Origin of the sequence: Bacillus sp. FJAT-22090 (assembly GCF_001278755.1) — a bacterium.
Lineage (GTDB): Bacteria > Bacillota > Bacilli > Bacillales_A > Planococcaceae > Psychrobacillus.
Window position 1 is genome coordinate 3593865 of the sequence record NZ_CP012601.1, and the last position, 17189, is coordinate 3611053.

The 17189-nt window shown below is 35.0% G+C and carries 19 protein-coding genes; 14 read left to right on the forward strand and 5 right to left on the reverse strand.

The annotated features are described in order from the left end of the window. The 5 genes from AM499_RS18085 to AM499_RS18105 all read left to right on the forward strand — a co-directional run bounded on the left by AM499_RS18085 (position 1) and on the right by AM499_RS18105 (position 3872). Entirely contained in the window at positions 1-474 is a 474-nt protein-coding gene (locus AM499_RS18085; RefSeq protein WP_053591510.1) for a low molecular weight protein-tyrosine-phosphatase, read from the forward strand. Positions 475-514: 40 nt separating this feature from the next. Then, positions 515-946: a MarR family winged helix-turn-helix transcriptional regulator gene (locus AM499_RS18090; protein WP_053591511.1), complete on the forward strand. Its 432-nt coding sequence runs from the start codon at positions 515-517 to the stop codon at positions 944-946. A gap of 9 nt (positions 947-955) precedes the next feature. After that, positions 956-1414, forward strand: a complete 459-nt coding sequence (locus AM499_RS18095; protein WP_053591512.1) for an SRPBCC family protein — start codon at positions 956-958, stop codon at positions 1412-1414. A 13-nt stretch (positions 1415-1427) separates the two neighbouring features. Further along, positions 1428-1862 carry a GNAT family N-acetyltransferase gene (locus AM499_RS18100; protein WP_231687489.1) on the forward strand — a complete coding sequence of 145 codons (435 nt, stop codon included), beginning with the start codon at positions 1428-1430 and terminating at the stop codon, positions 1860-1862. Positions 1863-2159: 297 nt separating this feature from the next. Beyond that, on the forward strand, positions 2160-3872 hold the full coding sequence (locus AM499_RS18105; RefSeq protein WP_053591513.1) for a methyl-accepting chemotaxis protein: 1713 nt from the start codon (positions 2160-2162) through the stop codon (positions 3870-3872). A gap of 52 nt (positions 3873-3924) precedes the next feature. On the opposite strand, the gene AM499_RS18110 is transcribed toward AM499_RS18105, so the two are convergent. Further along, positions 3925-4581, reverse strand: a complete 657-nt coding sequence (locus AM499_RS18110; RefSeq protein ID WP_053591514.1) for a TetR/AcrR family transcriptional regulator — start codon at positions 4579-4581, stop codon at positions 3925-3927. A gap of 151 nt (positions 4582-4732) precedes the next feature. Between AM499_RS18110 and AM499_RS18115 the strand changes: the two genes are divergently transcribed. The 8 genes from AM499_RS18115 (at position 4733) to AM499_RS18155 (ending at position 12143) form a co-directional block, all read left to right on the forward strand. Beyond that, on the forward strand, positions 4733-6274 hold the full coding sequence (locus tag AM499_RS18115) for a BCCT family transporter (RefSeq protein WP_053591515.1): 1542 nt from the start codon (positions 4733-4735) through the stop codon (positions 6272-6274). Next, entirely contained in the window at positions 6275-8320 is a 2046-nt protein-coding gene (locus tag AM499_RS18120; protein ID WP_053591516.1) for a CocE/NonD family hydrolase, read from the forward strand. Positions 8321-8344: 24 nt separating this feature from the next. Then, the gene (locus AM499_RS18125) at positions 8345-8863 is read left to right on the forward strand and encodes a DUF2179 domain-containing protein (protein WP_156316829.1); all 519 of its coding nucleotides are present in this window, start codon (positions 8345-8347) and stop codon (positions 8861-8863) included. A gap of 174 nt (positions 8864-9037) precedes the next feature. Next, positions 9038-9466 (forward strand): DUF1801 domain-containing protein, encoded by a 429-nt coding sequence (locus AM499_RS18130; protein WP_053591517.1) that lies wholly within the window; start codon positions 9038-9040, stop codon positions 9464-9466. A 98-nt stretch (positions 9467-9564) separates the two neighbouring features. After that, positions 9565-10284 (forward strand): YebC/PmpR family DNA-binding transcriptional regulator, encoded by a 720-nt coding sequence (locus AM499_RS18135; protein WP_053591518.1) that lies wholly within the window; start codon positions 9565-9567, stop codon positions 10282-10284. A 249-nt stretch (positions 10285-10533) separates the two neighbouring features. Then, positions 10534-10917 (forward strand): hypothetical protein, encoded by a 384-nt coding sequence (locus AM499_RS18145; protein WP_082355306.1) that lies wholly within the window; start codon positions 10534-10536, stop codon positions 10915-10917. Positions 10918-10936: 19 nt separating this feature from the next. Further along, a complete protein-coding gene (locus tag AM499_RS18150) occupies positions 10937-11401 on the forward strand; it encodes an NUDIX hydrolase (protein ID WP_053591520.1) in 465 nt (154 codons plus the stop codon). Positions 11402-11420: 19 nt separating this feature from the next. Beyond that, positions 11421-12143, forward strand: coding sequence for a hypothetical protein (locus AM499_RS18155; RefSeq protein WP_053591521.1), 723 nt, complete (start codon positions 11421-11423; stop codon positions 12141-12143). Positions 12144-12179: 36 nt separating this feature from the next. Here AM499_RS18155 and AM499_RS18160 read toward each other — a convergent pair whose 3' ends face one another. From AM499_RS18160 to AM499_RS18175, 4 genes are all read right to left on the reverse strand, one after another. Further along, complete coding sequence (locus AM499_RS18160) at positions 12180-12602, reverse strand: DUF4395 domain-containing protein (protein ID WP_053591522.1); 423 nt, start codon at positions 12600-12602, stop codon at positions 12180-12182. Between the two features lie 158 nt (positions 12603-12760). Then, entirely contained in the window at positions 12761-14416 is a 1656-nt protein-coding gene (gene abc-f / locus AM499_RS18165; RefSeq protein ID WP_053591523.1) for a ribosomal protection-like ABC-F family protein, read from the reverse strand. A 312-nt stretch (positions 14417-14728) separates the two neighbouring features. Further along, positions 14729-15430: a hypothetical protein gene (locus tag AM499_RS18170; RefSeq protein ID WP_053591524.1), complete on the reverse strand. Its 702-nt coding sequence runs from the start codon at positions 15428-15430 to the stop codon at positions 14729-14731. Between the two features lie 2 nt (positions 15431-15432). Then, entirely contained in the window at positions 15433-16245 is an 813-nt protein-coding gene (locus tag AM499_RS18175; RefSeq protein WP_082355307.1) for an ABC transporter ATP-binding protein, read from the reverse strand. A 230-nt stretch (positions 16246-16475) separates the two neighbouring features. On the opposite strand from AM499_RS18175, the gene dapD reads away from it, so the two are divergent. Then, positions 16476-17189: a 2,3,4,5-tetrahydropyridine-2,6-dicarboxylate N-acetyltransferase gene (gene dapD / locus AM499_RS18180; RefSeq protein WP_053591526.1), complete on the forward strand. Its 714-nt coding sequence runs from the start codon at positions 16476-16478 to the stop codon at positions 17187-17189.

The window sequence follows — 17189 nt, forward strand, 5'->3', positions numbered from 1 at the left end:
ATGATTAACGTGTTATTTGTATGTCTAGGGAATATTTGTCGTTCTCCAATGGCTGAAGCGGTGTTTAAACATTTAGTTGAAAAAGAGAATTTAAATGAAAAGATTCAAGTAGATTCTGCCGCAACGAGCTCATGGCATATTGGTGATCCCCCACATAAAGGGACGATTTCCAAACTAAAAGAAAATAACATTTCAACAGAAGGAATGGTCGGTCGACAGTTAGAGAAGACTGATTATGAAAAATTTGACTATATTATTGGGATGGATGCGAGTAACGTGACAAATATTCGAGAGATACTTGGTCAACCAGATCATCCAAAAATAATACGTTTTTTAGATTTAACAGATCACAAAAAAGATGTGCCCGATCCTTATTACACTGGAGACTTTCAAGAAACGTATGACCTTGTAATAGAGGGATGTCAGGCACTATTAAATAGTATAAAGTCGAATCACGAAGATCAGTTCAATTGACTGTTCGGAGGAGTAAAGAAAAAGTATGGGAGTTGAGTAAATGAAATCAGATATTTTTAAGGTAATAAGAACTCTTGAATTATTCTCGAATGAAGCAATTATTAGATGGACAAAAGCTTTTAATAAAAATATCGGACTTTCCCCAATTCTTGTTTTAGCAGAATTAAGAAAAAAAGGACCGCAAAAGTCAACTGTCTTGGCGTCTACTTTGGGATATACGCCAGGTGCGATTACAAACACTTCTACAAAACTGGTGAAGGAAGGTTATGCAGAGAGAGTTTATAATGAAGAAGATCGAAGAAATGTTTTACTTAGTATCACTCCTAAAGGAGAAGCCCTACTCCAAGAAGCAAGGAAAAAAGGGGAGGAATTACATATGGAACTCTTCCAAGTATTAAATGATGAAGAACTTCAACAGCTGTTGACTTTATATGAAAAAATATTGAAAAATCTGGATCATGAGGCGAAATAGTGGTTGAATATGTCTGTAATAAAACATACAACGTATATTATGGCTCCTATAACTAAGTGCTTTGATTTAGCTAGAAATGTTGAGATTCACACTAAAACTACGGCAAAAACAAATGAAAAGGCGGTTGCCGGCGTGAAAACTGGACTGCTCAATTTGGGTGATAGTATCACTTGGGAAGCAACTCATTTTGGTTTTAAACAAAAATTGACTGCTAAAATAATTGAAATGAACATGCCATTTAGATTTGTAGATGTAATGGTAAAAGGAGCATTTCATTCATTTACGCATACGCATGAGTTTGTCGAATGTGATATGGGAACAATGATGACTGACACATTTAAATATAAAGCTCCTTTCGGGTTTGTAGGAATAATTGCAGATAAATTGTTTTTAGAAAAATACATGAGAAATTTTATATTAGTTAGAGCAGATGAGTTGAAGAAAATTGCAGAAACAAAACATGTTTAGGGAGGAAAGGTGCTTGGACTATATTTATTATGAAGGAATACCAAAAGCTTCCGTACTAAATGGGATAATGGATTTACATGAGCATGTTTTTGAAGGGTCGCAGCTTCGTGAAGAGAAATTAGCAGAAAAAGAAAATTTGATAATCTTTGTTGCTTGTGATCGAGAACGGGTTGTTGGATTTAAAATTGGATATAAATATTCAAGCGATACCTTTTATAGCTGGTTAGGTGGTGTTCACACTGACTATCGGGGAAATGGAATTGCATCCGAGTTAATGCGGAGACAGCATGCACTTATTAAGTCGTTGGGTTACATAAATGTACGAACTATTTCTCGAAATATTAAACGCGAAATGCTTATATTAAATATTAAGTTTGGTTTTAACGTAATAGAAACTTTTGTGAGTGAAAAAGGGAAACATAAGATTGTGTTGGAAAAAGAGCTCTAAGTATCCTAAATTTAATTATAGAATTTTTACTATTAATTAACAGATAAATATAAAATAATGGTATTTTATTAGGGTCTTTATCAATAATACTAAACAACTATTAAAAATTTTAGGAATCATTCACATTTTTATGGTATTTTTTACAATAAAAATATATTTATTTTAGCCTAAAGCTGTGTTTTAATATGAGAATGAATACTGATAATGTGGTGTGAACACTGATGATAACACAGGTTTTGTCCCGTTAGCCAATATTCCGCATTTTAAAAAATTCTTATGTTGAACGGGAGAAAAAAGATGGGTATTTTAAGGGATTTAAAGGTTACTCAGAAGTTATTAGTGTTAATAGGAATTGGAGCACTAGCATCCTTATGTATTGGCTTAACAGGATTTAATTACGTTAAAGAGATGGCACAAAAATCAGAAGAAGTTTATAACCAATTATTAAAACCTACTCAATGGCTTGGCGAAGTGAGATATGAAAATGCTAGAATTGATAGTAATTTACTGAGCATCACATTAACAGATGATCCTAAAGATAATGCTCAGTTGAAAGCTAGTATGGATAAATCAATTGAAAACGTCATATCACAAATGAACAAATTTAAAGAAATTGCTCAAACAGAACGAGAAATAGAATCTATAAATCAATATGATCAAGATGTAGCAGATTTAACTGAATCAAGGGATGAAATGATTAATTTTGCAATGAAAAATGAAAACACAAAAGCATATGAGATATATAAAAGTAAAGTAAGTGAAAAGAGAGAATCTATCGATCAAACATTGCTGACTCTTCAACAATATAATCTTGAATATGCCGAGGAAATTAATAAACAAAATCAGAATGAAATCAAACAAGCGATAATCATGTTATGTGTAATATTAGTTGCAAGTATGGTTATTTCAGTTTTTGTAGGACTAATTATTATGAAGATGATTGTAAGACCGACAAACGAACTAAAAGAACTTCTTTCTAAAGCTGAGGCTGGAGACTTTACTGTTCATGGTAGTTATCGATCGAAAGATGAGCTTGGAGTATTAACAAATTCCTTTAATCAAATGATTAGTGGGGTAAGAGGAATTATACAGACTGTTGCTGAAACCTCTCAACAAGTTGCTGCAGCTTCCGAGCAGCTTACAGCTAGTGCAGAGCAGACTTCAGCTGCTACACATCACGTTGCTAATGCTATTGAGGAGATTGCTACAGGTGCTGAACACTCAACTAGTAAACTTGAACACAATTCAAGTGAATTACAAGATGTGTTAAATGGAATTAATGTAATAGTAGAAGGATCAAATAAAATTTCTGACCTAGCTAAAGATACATCGAAAGAAGCAGAAGAAGGAAATATGATTGTAGCAAACAATTTACAACAAATGAGTAATATTCAATCTTCTGTTCAGAAATCACATGAGGTAATATCTTCTTTATCCCACCAATCAAATGAAGTGGGCAAGATTCTTGATGTTATAAATGATATTGCAGCTCAGACTAATTTACTTGCTCTTAATGCAGCGATTGAAGCTGCACGTGCGGGTGAACATGGTAAAGGTTTCGCAGTTGTTGCAGATGAAGTAAGAAAGCTTGCTGAACAATCTATGTCATCAACCAAGCTTATAGCTGAAATTATTACTAGCATTCAATATAATTCAAACGAATCCGTACAATTTATGGGAGAAGTAATGGACAATGCTGAAGAAGGAATGCAAATCACTACTGAAACAGCAGAAAAGTTTATGCAAATACTAGAAAAAACAAGAAATATCACTCCTGAAATTGAAGAAATGACGTCTACTGTCCAAGAGATTTCAAGAAGCACACAATCTGTTTCTGATACAGCAGAAGAACTAGCCGCATTTGCTCAGGAAAATGCTTCAAGCTCTGAAGAAGTGGCAGCTTCTACAGAACAGCAATTGGCCTCAATGGAAGAAATCAGTAGTTCTTCTAAAGTGTTAGCTAAAATGGCTGAAGATCTGAATGAATTAGTAACCAAATTTAAAATTTAAATACTTGTATTACACACGCAAAAAGGGCATTCCGATTCAGAATGCCTTTTTTCTATTTCTCTACCATCATATTAATTATTTTTTTTACATATTTCATCGTACGTTCATGTGCTTCTTGAGGAGAATAGTAAGCTCGATTATTTAGTAAGTTGGAGAACATACCTTGCCAAACCAAGTTAGTAAGCTCATTCAATTCTTCTGCTTTTTCTTCACTTAGGATACCCGCAGCCACTATTCCGCTTAAGGCAAAACGTCCACGGGAAGAGATATTTCTATCAAATAATAATGGATGTAGTTCTTCAGGTATTTCTAACAAATCAGATGGATAGAGCTCATAATAACGATCGAGTAGATTTTCAGGGTTATCCCCTAAGTCCATAAGAAAAACTGCATTGAAAATATCTGGATTATTAAAAGAGTATTCACTATAACATTCCCAAGCAACAACGTACTTCTGAATAAGATCTTCTTCTTTTTTCATCTCTTTTGTTACCTTTGATAAATATGGCTTCAGAAACTTAAAGGACGCGAAAAAAAGAAGATGAGAGAATTCGCTGAAATAGTTATAAATAGTTGCGCTATTATAGCCTGCTTTTTCTGCGACGTTTCGTATCGTTACTTGTTGAAACCCTTCTGTTTTAATTAGTTCTTCCGTTGCATCGATAAAATATGTCCACATTCTTCTGCGCTTTATTTCTTTCTTATTCATTTACAAAATCACACCTATCTAGATTAAAGAAAAAATTTTCAGAAAATATATTGATGCCCTTATTATACCATGATACAATGGCAAAGTAATAAAAAATAATCATGATTATTTTTTAATCGTGATTAATACAAAGGGCAAAAGGGGAAATAAAATGGAAAAGGAAATGGAAAAAGTCAAAATTGATTCATTAGTTTTTTGGTCTTCATTAATTGTAATCGCAATAGCAATAGTCTCGTTAGTTGTTTTTAAAGATTCAGCGGAACCATTAATGAATAGTATTTTAAAAGGAATTACCCATCAACTGGATTGGGCATTTCAATTTTTAACTTTTGGTTTATTCATTATGCTAATGTGGCTTGTTTTTAGTAAATATGGAAATGTAAAACTAGGGGAAGAAGCACCTGAATTCTCGACTTTTAGTTGGGGAGCAATGCTTTTCTGTGCAGGTATGGGTACAAGTATCATGTTTTGGTCAATGATGGAGCCTATCTACTATTATATGGGACCACCATTTGGTATAGAGCCACTAAGCAACGAAGCGGCAAACTGGTCTGTTGCATATGGAATGTTTCATTGGGGGATATCAGCATGGTGTCTATATGCAATGCCCACTGTAACGATCGCTTATTCGTTCTTCGTGAAAAAGAATCATTCTTTAAAAATCAGTACTGCGTGTAGAGGAATATTAGGAAAACATGCAGACGGCTTTCTTGGTCAAGCAATTGACATTTTAGTTATTTGGAGTCTTGTTGGAGGTCTTGGAACTTCACTTGGTCTGGGAGTACCAATGGTTTCTACAGTAATCGGTGAAGTTTTCGGAGTACAACAGTCCATGACATTAAGTATTGTTATTATTGTGATTTGGACAGTGATTTACTGTGCGAGCGCGTATATGGGGTTATATAAAGGAATTCGTAAACTTAGTGATTGGAATGTATACATGGCACTTGGTCTTGCGATATTTGTGTTAATTGCAGGACCAACCCTATTTATCCTTTCCAACTTTACAAATAGCTTTGGAATTATGCTTCAAAACTTTGCAATGATGAGTTTTTATACAGATCCTATTAACAAAAGTGGATTCCCACAAGCTTGGACAGTTTTCTACTGGGCATGGTTTGCAGCTACGGCTCCATTTATGGGACTTTTCGTAGCTCGAATCTCAAGAGGACGTACGATTAGAGAGCTTATTACACATATTTTACTTTGGGGATCACTTGGTAGCTGGATATATTTCGGAGTATTTGGTGGCTACACAATTAACCTTCAATTGACAGATAAATTGAATGTCGTGGATGTATTGAATAACGAAGGAGGTCCAGCTGCAGTTGTCGCAATCTTAAAAACATTGCCTCTAAGTGAGATAGTATTACCTTTCTTTATTGTTCTTGGTTTTATCTTTTTGGCAACTTCCCTCGATTCGGCAACATATATATTATCTGCTATAGCGACGAAAAAGTTGGAAGGAACACAAGAACCGGCACGTTGGCACCGTATGCTTTGGGGGGCAATTTTAGCGGCGATTGCTGTAGCTCTTCTACTGATTGGTGGATTAAATGTTATTCAAACTTCTTCCGTTATTGTATCTGTACCAGTAATAATCATCTATTTGCTACTCGCAACTTCTTTGATTCGTTGGCTAAAAAAGGATTACCCAAATGGAGTGATTAAACCTTTAAAGGAGGAAGAGTAAATGGTTTTCAATGTTCGTGAAAGCACAAGAACGATTAAAAGAGAATTTCCGTTTGAAGTAGAAGTGACAGATAATATATGGATTCCGATGTCAGATGGGACTCGGCTATCTGCTAAGCTTTGGATTCCTAAAGCTGCATTGACTAACCCAGTACCAGTCATTTTAGAATATATACCTTATAGGAAGAATGAATTTACTGCTTTACGTGACTCCATTCGTCATCCTTATTTTGCAGGACATGGCTATGCATGTGTGCGAGTTGACATGAGAGGATCAGGGGATTCTGAAGGGATATTATATGATGAATACTTAAAACAAGAGCAGGATGATGCTTTAGAAATTCTGAATTGGATTGAAGAGCAGGAATGGTCAACTGGTTCAGTAGGAATGATTGGAAAGTCATGGGGTGGTTTCAACGGCTTACAAGTAGCTGCTAGACAACACCCGGCCTTGAAGACAATTATTACATTGTGTTCAACAGATGATCGTTATGCAGATGATGTTCATTATAAGGGAGGAGCTTTACTCGCTTCAGATATGCTATGGTGGGCCTCTACTATGCTCGTGTATAACGCACGACCTGCTGATCCGAAACATGTAGGGGAAGGCTGGAGAGAAAATTGGCTAGAACGATTAGAAAAAACTCCACCATTTGTGGAGGAATGGATGCGTCATCAACGTAGGGATGCATTTTGGAAGCATGGCTCAGTGTGTGAAAACTATGAGGATATTGAAATACCAGTCTATGCTGTAGGAGGCTGGGCAGATGGCTATACAAATGCTGTTTTTCGCTTAATGGAGAACTTAAAAGGTCCTAAGAAAGGTTTGATTGGACCATGGGCACATGAATATCCTGAAGTAGCGGTCCCAGGACCTCAAATTGGTTTTTTACAAGAATGTTTACGATGGTGGGATCAGTGGCTAAAAGAGGAAGAAACAGGAATTATGGACGAACCTGCTTTCCGAGTATATTTGCAAGATGCGGTTCCTCCCAAAACTGACTATTATACTAGACCTGGTGAGTGGATAGTAGAAGAAGGTTGGAGAACGGACAATGTGAAAGATAAAATCTTATATTTTGGTAATCAAGATTTAGCCTTTGAACCGAAAAGTGGATTAGAGCGTTTGAAAACACATCAACAGCATGGTCTTTATGCAGGGGTATTTTGTCCATTTGGTCAAGAAGGGGATATGGCGTCCGATCAAGGAATTGAGAATGGTTTGTCTAATACTTTTACAAGTGAGGAAATAACAGAAGAAGTAGCTATTTTAGGCTTTCCAAAAGTTCAGTTAAAACTAACATGCGATAAAAAACAAGCAAATATCGCTGTACGCTTAAGTGACTTGTCGCCTGAAGGAACATCAAAACTAATTACATGGGGACAATTAAATTTAACACATCGAAATAGTAACGAATTTCCGGAAGACGTGCCGTTAAATGAAGCGTTTATAGTGTCAATTGAGCTCGATGCAATTGGATATAAGATTCCAAAGGGACACAAGATTCAAGTATCTATTTCTCCAACTAATTGGCCACATGCTTGGCCTTCAGCGGAGGAAGCAATCATTCAAGTAATAAAAGATGAAGATTCAAAACTATTGTTACCAGTTTATACAAAGCCAGCACAGGAACAAGAAATTAGACCTTTTGAGCATCCCGAAACGGCGGAAGTGATGGAACGAGAGATCTTAAGAGAAGCTGGAAGAACGAGAGAAATTAGACATAATACGATTACAAATGAATGGATCCTAGATGATTTTTCCGATGAAGGATGCAGACGCATTCCGTATAACGGGATGGAATATGGAAGCGAAAATCGTAATGTTTATAAAATAGTCGAGGGAGATCCTCTATCAGCGTATGTTCAATGTGACTGGGTATTAACGGTAGGAAGAGAAAAATGGCAAACCCGACTAGAGTCAACGAGTACCATGAAATCGGATGAAACAAAGTTTTATATTACGAATCATCTGAAAGCTTTTGAAGGAGAAAAAATGGTGTATGATAAATTGAAAACCTTTGAGGTTGAGCGAGATTTTGTATAGAGATTACTTATAAAGAAAGCTGGAATAGATGTGGATTCAATAATATTGCTAATTGTTATTATTAATGTAACCTACATGACACTAACAACCTTACGATTAATTTTAGTAATTAAAGGCTACAGAGGTGTAGCGTCATTTTTATCCATGGCAGAAGTGTTTGTTTATTTAATGGGTTTGACGATGGTATTAGATAATTTAGATAAACCTTTAAATATATTAGCGTATTGTATTGGATGGGGACTCGGGGTTTATTTAGGTAGTATTATTGAAAATCGATTAGCACTAGGTTATATTGTGTTCGAAGTAATTGTAGATTCGTTAGAAATTGAATTGCCTGCTCAAATTCGTGCAAAAGGATATGGAGTAACTTCCTGGGTTGCGGATGGTAAAGATGGCAAACGGCTTTGTATGAAAGTCTTAGCAAAACGTAAAAATGAACTGAAGTTAAAAAATTATATTATGTCTTTATCTCCAAAGGCATTTATCATTTCATATGAACCCTCTAGATTTAATGGAGGGTTCTTAGTTAAGTTAACTGAATAAGAGAGAAAGAGTCTTTATTCCAATAGGTGAATAGGCTCTTTTTTCTTTTTATATGATATTCTTGGGATTCTTTAAAAAGATGCATCTATTAGTAATTAAAATAAAGGGAATTATGTTATTTTGTTAGAAAGTTAATAGTAGTGATTTAAAATAGTTAATAAAGGAGATATATAAATGTCTAAGTATGAGCAAAAGACAAAAGAAACAGATCAAGATGTAGTGGAATTTATTGAAAAGGTAGATAGTCCGAAGAAAAGAGAGGACGCATATAAACTATTAGAGATTTTTGAGGAAACGTCCGGCTATGAGGCTAAAATGTGGGGTCCAAGCATTATTGGCTTCGGGTCCTATCATTATAAGTATGCATCTGGTCACGAAGGAGATGCGCCACTTGTCGGTTTCTCTCCAAGAAAGGCGAAAATCAGTTTGTATTTTGCTACGGGTGACACAGAACGTGAGGAAATATTAAAGAGATTTGGAAAGTATACTACCGGTAAATCCTGTGTGTACATTAATAAAGTAGACGATATTGAGGTAGATGTTTTAAAAGAGATGATTACTCAATCTATTAAGTTTTTACAAAATTTGTATCCGAACAATTAATATTAATGGAAGTTAATGTATTTATTTTGCTACTTAGTGCGAATTTCATGTATAATGTTACAGTATAAATTTAATGAAGCGAAAGAGAGTGGGACTTTATGGGTCGTAAGTGGAACAATATTAAAGAAAAGAAAGCTTCCAAAGATGCTAATACTAGTCGTATTTATGCTAAATTTGGTCGTGAAATATATGTAGCTGCAAGACAAGGTGAACCAGATCCTACTTCTAACCAAGCATTAAAAGTAGTTTTAGAACGTGCAAAAACATACAGTGTGCCTAAGCATATTATTGATAAAGCAATTGAAAAAGCAAAAGGTGGATCTGAAGAGAGCTATGACGAGCTTCGTTATGAAGGCTTTGGTCCAAGTGGTTCAATGGTTATCGTTGACGCTCTAACAAATAACGTGAATCGTACTGCATCTGATGTACGTGCTGCATTTGGGAAAAATGGCGGTAATATGGGTGTGAGTGGTTCGGTTGCTTATATGTTTGATGCAACTGCAGTTATCGGTTTAGAAGGAAAAACAGCTGATGAAGTACTAGAATTATTAATGGAAGCGGACGTAGATGCCCGCGACATTATCGAAGAAGAGGATTCTGTCATTGTTTATGCAGAACCAGATCAATTCCATGCTGTACAAGAAGCATTAAGAGAAGCTGGCGTATCGGAATTTACGGTAGCGGAGTTAACAATGCTTGCTCAAAACGACATCTCCTTAGATGCTGATGCACAAGCTCAATTTGAAAAAATGATTGATGCTTTGGAAGATCTAGAAGACGTGCAGCAAGTTTACCATAACGTAGACTTAGGAGAATAATATAGTTTAAAAGGTTGTCTCATACGTAGTTTAACTACGTGGAGGCAGCTTTTTTTTATTTATTTTTGCTTCTGAAGGTGTTTAGTTGGAAAAAATGCTGCTTTAGTTGGAAACTAAGTAAGTTTAGTTGTAAAAATGAAGCACTTAGTTGGAATTATGAGAGTTTTAGTTGGAATTTACTTCTCAGTGCAAAAATGGACGAAACGGAAAATAATATAATACGTCCAATACTGTTAAGGGGGGCATAGGATGAGCAAGAAGTATTTATTCTCTTCAGCAATCATTCTTACGCTAGTTATGTCGATTTTTTTCCCAAGTAAATCACAAGCAGATTGGACCACCTCTTTTGTCGTATGGGATGGTTATGTGTATGTTTTAACGGATGAAGTCGTGGATGAGGTATATAAAGTAATTGGACATGTGACGAAGTATTCAGATATGGAGGGAACTTATTCTGGGAACTTTTCAAATACCTATCCAAAAGGTACTAAATATTATTCAATTGTTGGGGTAAGCACCGATGAAGCTTTTGCCGTTAAAAATAATGGAAGCTATATAAAAGTAACCAGGGATGGTGAGTACGCAGGGATAAAAATGACTTGTTATGATTACTATTCTTGGCATTTAGATTAGTAAAAGGAGAAAATAAAAATTGGCTAACGAATATCCAAAGCATATTATTGCGGTGTCTGCATATGTTACAAATGAAAATGGAGAAGCATTATTAGTTAAAACACATTGGCGTTCAGATACATGGGAAGCTCCTGGAGGTCAGGTAGAAGTGGGAGAACCATTAGATGTTGCACTGAGTAGAGAAATCTTTGAAGAGACTGGTATTATAGTGCGTCCATTAGGTGTAACTGGTGTCTATTACAATGTAACAAAGCATATACTGTCCGTCGTTTTTAAAGCAGCTTATATTAGTGGGGAAATGAAAATCCAACCGGAAGAAATAAAAGAAGCACAGTTTATTAGGCTAACGGAAGATAATATTGCCAACTATATTACACGACCGCATATGAGATCTAGAACATTAGATGCTATGAGATCTGTTCATTTCATTCCTTATGAAACATGGGATGTAGATTCTTACAATATGCTCGGTAGATTGGAATAGAGAAAGGAGGCTGAATATTTTGCTGCAAACATCATTAGTCACTGTAACGCATGACCCGGAAGGAAAGAATATAGAAATCTTAAAAAAATTGCAACTAAGCTTGGAAGAAATATATGAAGAACTTTTTATTACCATTAGTGAAGAATCTTCATCGGAATTAATAAAAGCGATTGAAAATAGCCGTTTTAACTTTAAAATTATCCCCAAGACAGGAGCGGCAAATGCCAGAAGGGAAGCATTGAAGTATGCACTAACAGGGAAGGGGCGACACTTTCATTACTGTGACTTCGATAGAGTTTTAACGTGGGGTAAAAATCATTTAAACGAATTAAAAGTACTGGTAGGAGACATACCAAATCATGATTATTTAATACTTGGCAGGACAGAACGAGCAATGAAGACACATCCTATTGAATGGATAGAAACAGAAAAAATCACCAATCATATAGTTTCACTGGAACTTGGAAAAGAAGTAGATATAACCGCGGGATCTTGTGGATTTACGAGAGAAAGTGCTGAATATATTACTAGGTATTCGAAAGAAAAGATGACAGATGCGGAATGGGCGATGATTGTACATAGGATCGTCAAACGACAAGTCGATTACCGAGCAGTTGAAGGTTTGGAATTTGAGGAAGAGATTAATGGTTTAAATAGAACGATTAGTGATTCAGATAAATGGTTTAGTCGTTTAAGGCTTGGATACATTATAAGTGAAACAGCAATGAAGGTTGGTAAATAGAAAACAGCCTCCCCCGTTTCTGGAAAGGCTGTGGTTTTAGTGAGCTGCTGAATTTTTTCTGCGATATTGCCATTGTTGGTATTGGAAACGAACGAAACACCCAATACAAAATCCGAGGATTGCTATTAAAGCAGCGAGACCAACCATTACTGTAGCAATATTAAATAATACTACCCAATTTAATAGAAAACTTATACTTGCAACGAATAAGAAGCCGACTGCCAACCATTGGTTAAATCTTAACTGAGCATAATCCTCTTGAATATATTGATTTGCAGGCTTCGATAAAAAACGTTTTACTATTACCAATATTGGATGAAAACCAGTTAATAAGCTAGAAAGATTTGCGATTAGTGGAATAAATAAAATCCACGCAGATTGTGTAATAAGAGCTATAAAAACAGACACAACAATTGTCCATTGATTTGCCATGACAAGAGGTTTTGGGATTGTTTTCATTTTAAAACCTACTTTTCTTATTGGATTTATTTTTATTATAAGATGATTTGATGAAATTGTAAATAATTTAATACTTACATATTTCCCGGGAAAATGACAAATCTTGAGTGGCTTCAACAAAAAAAGAGGCAACCCTTTTAAGGGATAGCCTCTGAAATTTATTTTCCTTTTAATTCGTTAATTTGCTTTGTTAGTTCTAAAAACTTTTGGTCTAACTCGTTGTATTTTGGATCGCTTTTTTGTATATAACTAAGTGCTCCCAACACTGCCTGCCGTTCTGTTTCAAGTTTTAATAATTCTTTTTCAAGATTGGATTCATTGTTTTTATTTATCCATTCATTGTAGCTCATGTCTATTTTTTTTATTGTTTTATTTTCAAAAATGAGCAGTTTGTTTGATAGTTTATCTAAAAAGTAACGATCGTGTGTAACTAATAAAATGGTACCAGGATAGGTGGAAAGCGTTTTTTCTAATTGCTCTCTAGATGGGAGATCTAAATGGTTGGTTGGCTCATCTAATAGTAAGACATCCTTTTGGTCTAGTATGAATTCCATGAGTTTTAATTTTACTCGCTCACCCATACTCATTGTTGAAATAGGGCGAGACCAGTGATCCTTTGAAAATCCGAGGTTCATCATAAGTGTTTGTATTTTACCTCTAATCTCATAATCTGTAGGACCAAAAAATTCGAAGGGTGTTTTTTCTTCTGGTAGATCAAATACGGTTTGACGTAAATAGCCTATATTCATCGCTTCTGATTTCCATAGTTCTCCTTCGCTCGATTCTTCCCCCAGTAACATGCGGAAAAATGTCGATTTTCCACTTCCGTTAGGACCAAGAATACCAATCCGCTCTTGAGATTGTATAGTAAAAGAGGCATTCTGAAATAAAAGATTGTCCTCGAAACTCTTTGTTATATTTTTGGCTTCTACAACACGTTTCCCTTTTTTCTTGTTCCCTTCAATAGAGAAGAGCACTTCTTTTCCTTCTTCTGGTTTATCTATAGTGTTTTTAGAAAGTTCTAGTTCTAACCGTTTCTTTTTAGAACGAATTTGAACATCCATTTTCTTAGCTTTGACACGGTAATATTCTTTATTAAATTCATGTTTTGTTGATTCTTCATGTGCTTTGGAAGACCAGTTTTTTAGCTCGGATATTTGTTTCTCTACTTGCTGTATTTTAGATTGCTGGGCATCATAAAGTCTTTGTTGGGTTAATCTGTTTTCTTCCTTCTTTTGTCGATAAGAAGAGTAGTTCCCTGTATAGACCGTCAATTTTTTATTTTCAACTTCCCAAATACAATCAGCTACCTCATCCAAAAAGTATCGGTCGTGCGATACTAAAATAATTGTTCCTTGGTAAGCGTTTATCTGCTTTTTTAGGAAAGACAAGCTATCTTGATCTAAATGATTAGTAGGTTCATCTAGTAATAGGACTTGAGACTTCTCAGCAAATACGCGTGCTAATCTTCTCTTCATTTTTTCTCCACCACTCAAATGGGTGTAACTACGACCTTTAGGAACAGACCATTTACTGAAGTATATCCATTCATCATCAGCGTAATCCGTTTTGTTAAATTGTTCATCTTCCTGTTTAAAGTAACTGATAGTTGGTGGGGCTCCAAACCACTCGATTTGTCCTTTTGTTGGGGCAGACTCTTTTGAAAGTAAAGAGAGTAGAGAAGACTTACCTTCTCCATTTCCACCTACAATACCAATCACAGACCCGGAAATAATATCCGCCTTCACATTTTGTAAAACTATCTTATCGCCAAAAATAATACCTATATCGTCTAACTTGCCATGTAGTGTCATAAAATCCTCTCCTTTTGGAGGAATAAAAAAATCCCTCCGATATTAAACGGAAGGATTACATACTGACCATTAAATGAATATGCAAAAACCACTACAAAGCGTTAGCGTATTGTAGAGAATTATTTGCAGTAATTTTGAAAAATGGGCAGACTAATCCTATTTCCGGTTTCGTAAAGTTTTATTTTGTTACTGCGCAAATATATCGCAGAAAAAACTTCTACTGAGAAATAAGATTAAAACTTCATCGGCCACCCATCGTCCCTTCAAAATTTGATGTCTTCATTATATCATATTCATACTTTCGTTTTAAACTCAACTTTCCTCTTTTAAAAATAATTTAGTTAAAACGATAAAAACAATAATGGCATACATAATCGCAAAAGCTGAAACCGTCCAAAATTCTTTTCCAAACTGATCTAAACTGTCAGGCTCAAAAAAATTAATAACATTTACAACTGGAGGAAATAAGATAAATAACCATTTTAATAAAGGCAGTTTCTCTATTATTCCTTCATATGAAAGTGTTAAAACAATGATGAAAACTGCAAAAAGCCATGTATATTTCTTTGGTACAAATGATGAAATAGAAGAAAGGGATCCAACAAAAATACCAAATATGGCCAATAATAGATGTATAAAAGTAGAGAGGCCAAAATGAATTAGTGTCATTGCTTCTTTGAAACTGTTCATTAGTATAGGATAGATAATTGCAAACAACATAAAAATAATGGAGATCAAGATACAGATTATCCATTTCCCCCATAGATAGTTCTTTTTGCTAAGGTGGACAAATAATATATTTTTCTCAGCTTCCTCTTCAATAGAAAAAATACTCATCGATACCCAGGTCATGACTATATAGATGGCGATGCTTGTTACTGCGTAACTACTTAATATTTCCACGCCGCTGTAACTATATAAAACAAAAACCCATATTAAAAAGGATGCTGCTGGAGGGATAATTTTGAATGAGCGTATATAACTTATCAATTGGTATCTAATAAATCCTGGCACAGTTACTTCCTTTCCTTGACCTCAAGTACTGAACAATTTTTATTTAACAAATCCAATAATAGTAAATCACTTTTTTCTAGCTCCACCGTTATTAATGCCGTATCTTCTTCAAAGTAAATTTCGATAATATCAAGTTCATTAAAAATTGCCTTATTAGGGAATTTTACTTTTACCTTTCTTTGTATACTAGTAGTTTCTTTTTGAACTAAGATACTACCATCTTTAACATATAAAACTTGATTGGCTAAAGTGTCTACTAACAGGTCCTCGTGAGTGGTAAAAATAATCGTCATTTGTTTTTTTAGTTTTTCAAGAATTGCAATTAGACTTTGTTGAGAGGTAGCATCCAATCCAGTTAATGGTTCATCCAAAAGAAGGATGTCTGGTTTAGTTAGAATTGCTTGAAGGATACCTACTTTTTGTTTCGTACCTTTTGAACATCGCTTAAGAGGAACGTCCATAAAAGACTCTATTTCAAACAGATGGATATACTCTAACAACTCTTTTTCCGCTTGAGTCGATGATATGCCATGAAAGGATGCTGTTAATAGTAAATATTCCTTTAGCTTAAATCGTAGGTTTTCAGGGAAATGCTCCGGTACATACCCAATTCTGTTTCCATTTCTTAAGATTTTTCCGCTAGAGGGCTCATAAATTCCGGCTAAAAGTTTTAATAAAGTACTTTTGCCTGACCCATTTTGACCACGTATAGCAACAGATTCATTTTCATGAAGCTTAAAGGAAACATTTTGTAAGACTACATGTCCATTTATTTCTTTCATTACATTTGAGGCCTCAAAAATTATCTTCTTCATCAGCACCACTGCCCGTTTTTCTATTATTCTAGCATATAACAAGACACTTTGAAAAATTATCCAAACCACTATTACAAGTAGATTACTGGTGCCAGGCACCAGTAATCTACTTGTAATAAAATGAGAAAAAACTTTATTTTCAATTAAATTTCGAGAAATGTATTTAAATTCGTGATTTTTTATAAAAATTCCTGTACAATTGACACATATTTTTTAGGAGGTAACAGAGGATGAAGCAACTAGACGCGTATGAAATTATTTCTTATATTCAACATGCAAAAAAATCTACACAGGTAAAGGTATACATAAAAGGGAAGGACATCAATCAAATTTCTTTTGGGCAACAAACAAAAGTATTTGGAGAAGGTAATTCTCTTGTGCTATTTGGAGAATGGTCTGAAATTGAGCCAGTTTTAAATGAATACAAAGATCAAATTGAAGATGTAGTTGTAGAAAATGAAAGTAGAAATTCTGCCATTCCACTTTTAGATTTAAAGGGAATTAATGCACGAATCGAGCCAGGTGCGATTATTCGTGACCAAGTGAGCATTGGCGATAACGCTATTATTATGTTAGGTGCTGTTATTAATATAGGTGCCGTTATTGGTGAAGGTACAATGATCGATATGGGAGCAATTCTTGGTGGACGTGCAACGGTAGGAAATAACTGTCACATCGGCGCAGGAGCAGTGCTTGCTGGAGTAATTGAACCACCTAGTGCAACTCCGGTTATTGTGGAGGATGATGTACTAATTGGTGCAAATGCGGTTGTATTAGAGGGATGCAGAATTGGAAAAGGTGCAGTAGTTGCTGCTGGAGCTGTTGTGACGAAGGATGTTCCTCCGTATACAGTAGTTGCTGGAACACCTGCTAAAGTCATTAAAGAAATTGATGATAAAACAAGATCTAAAACGGAAATCATGCAAGAACTACGTCAATTATAA

Coding starts and splice junctions, on each gene's coding strand:
- AM499_RS18085 (WP_053591510.1), top strand. CDS start 1: ATGATTAACGTGTTATTTGTATGTCTAGGGAATATTTGTCGTTCTCCA.
- AM499_RS18090 (WP_053591511.1), top strand. CDS start 515: ATGAAATCAGATATTTTTAAGGTAATAAGAACTCTTGAATTATTCTCG.
- AM499_RS18095 (WP_053591512.1), top strand. CDS start 956: ATGTCTGTAATAAAACATACAACGTATATTATGGCTCCTATAACTAAG.
- AM499_RS18105 (WP_053591513.1), top strand. CDS start 2,160: ATGGGTATTTTAAGGGATTTAAAGGTTACTCAGAAGTTATTAGTGTTA.
- AM499_RS18110 (WP_053591514.1), bottom strand. CDS start 4,581: ATGAATAAGAAAGAAATAAAGCGCAGAAGAATGTGGACATATTTTATC.
- AM499_RS18115 (WP_053591515.1), top strand. CDS start 4,733: ATGGAAAAGGAAATGGAAAAAGTCAAAATTGATTCATTAGTTTTTTGG.
- AM499_RS18120 (WP_053591516.1), top strand. CDS start 6,275: ATGGTTTTCAATGTTCGTGAAAGCACAAGAACGATTAAAAGAGAATTT.
- AM499_RS18130 (WP_053591517.1), top strand. CDS start 9,038: ATGTCTAAGTATGAGCAAAAGACAAAAGAAACAGATCAAGATGTAGTG.
- AM499_RS18135 (WP_053591518.1), top strand. CDS start 9,565: ATGGGTCGTAAGTGGAACAATATTAAAGAAAAGAAAGCTTCCAAAGAT.
- AM499_RS18145 (WP_082355306.1), top strand. CDS start 10,534: ATGAGCAAGAAGTATTTATTCTCTTCAGCAATCATTCTTACGCTAGTT.
- AM499_RS18160 (WP_053591522.1), bottom strand. CDS start 12,602: ATGAAAACAATCCCAAAACCTCTTGTCATGGCAAATCAATGGACAATT.
- abc-f (WP_053591523.1), bottom strand. CDS start 14,416: ATGACACTACATGGCAAGTTAGACGATATAGGTATTATTTTTGGCGAT.
- AM499_RS18175 (WP_082355307.1), bottom strand. CDS start 16,245: ATGAAGAAGATAATTTTTGAGGCCTCAAATGTAATGAAAGAAATAAAT.
- dapD (WP_053591526.1), top strand. CDS start 16,476: ATGAAGCAACTAGACGCGTATGAAATTATTTCTTATATTCAACATGCA.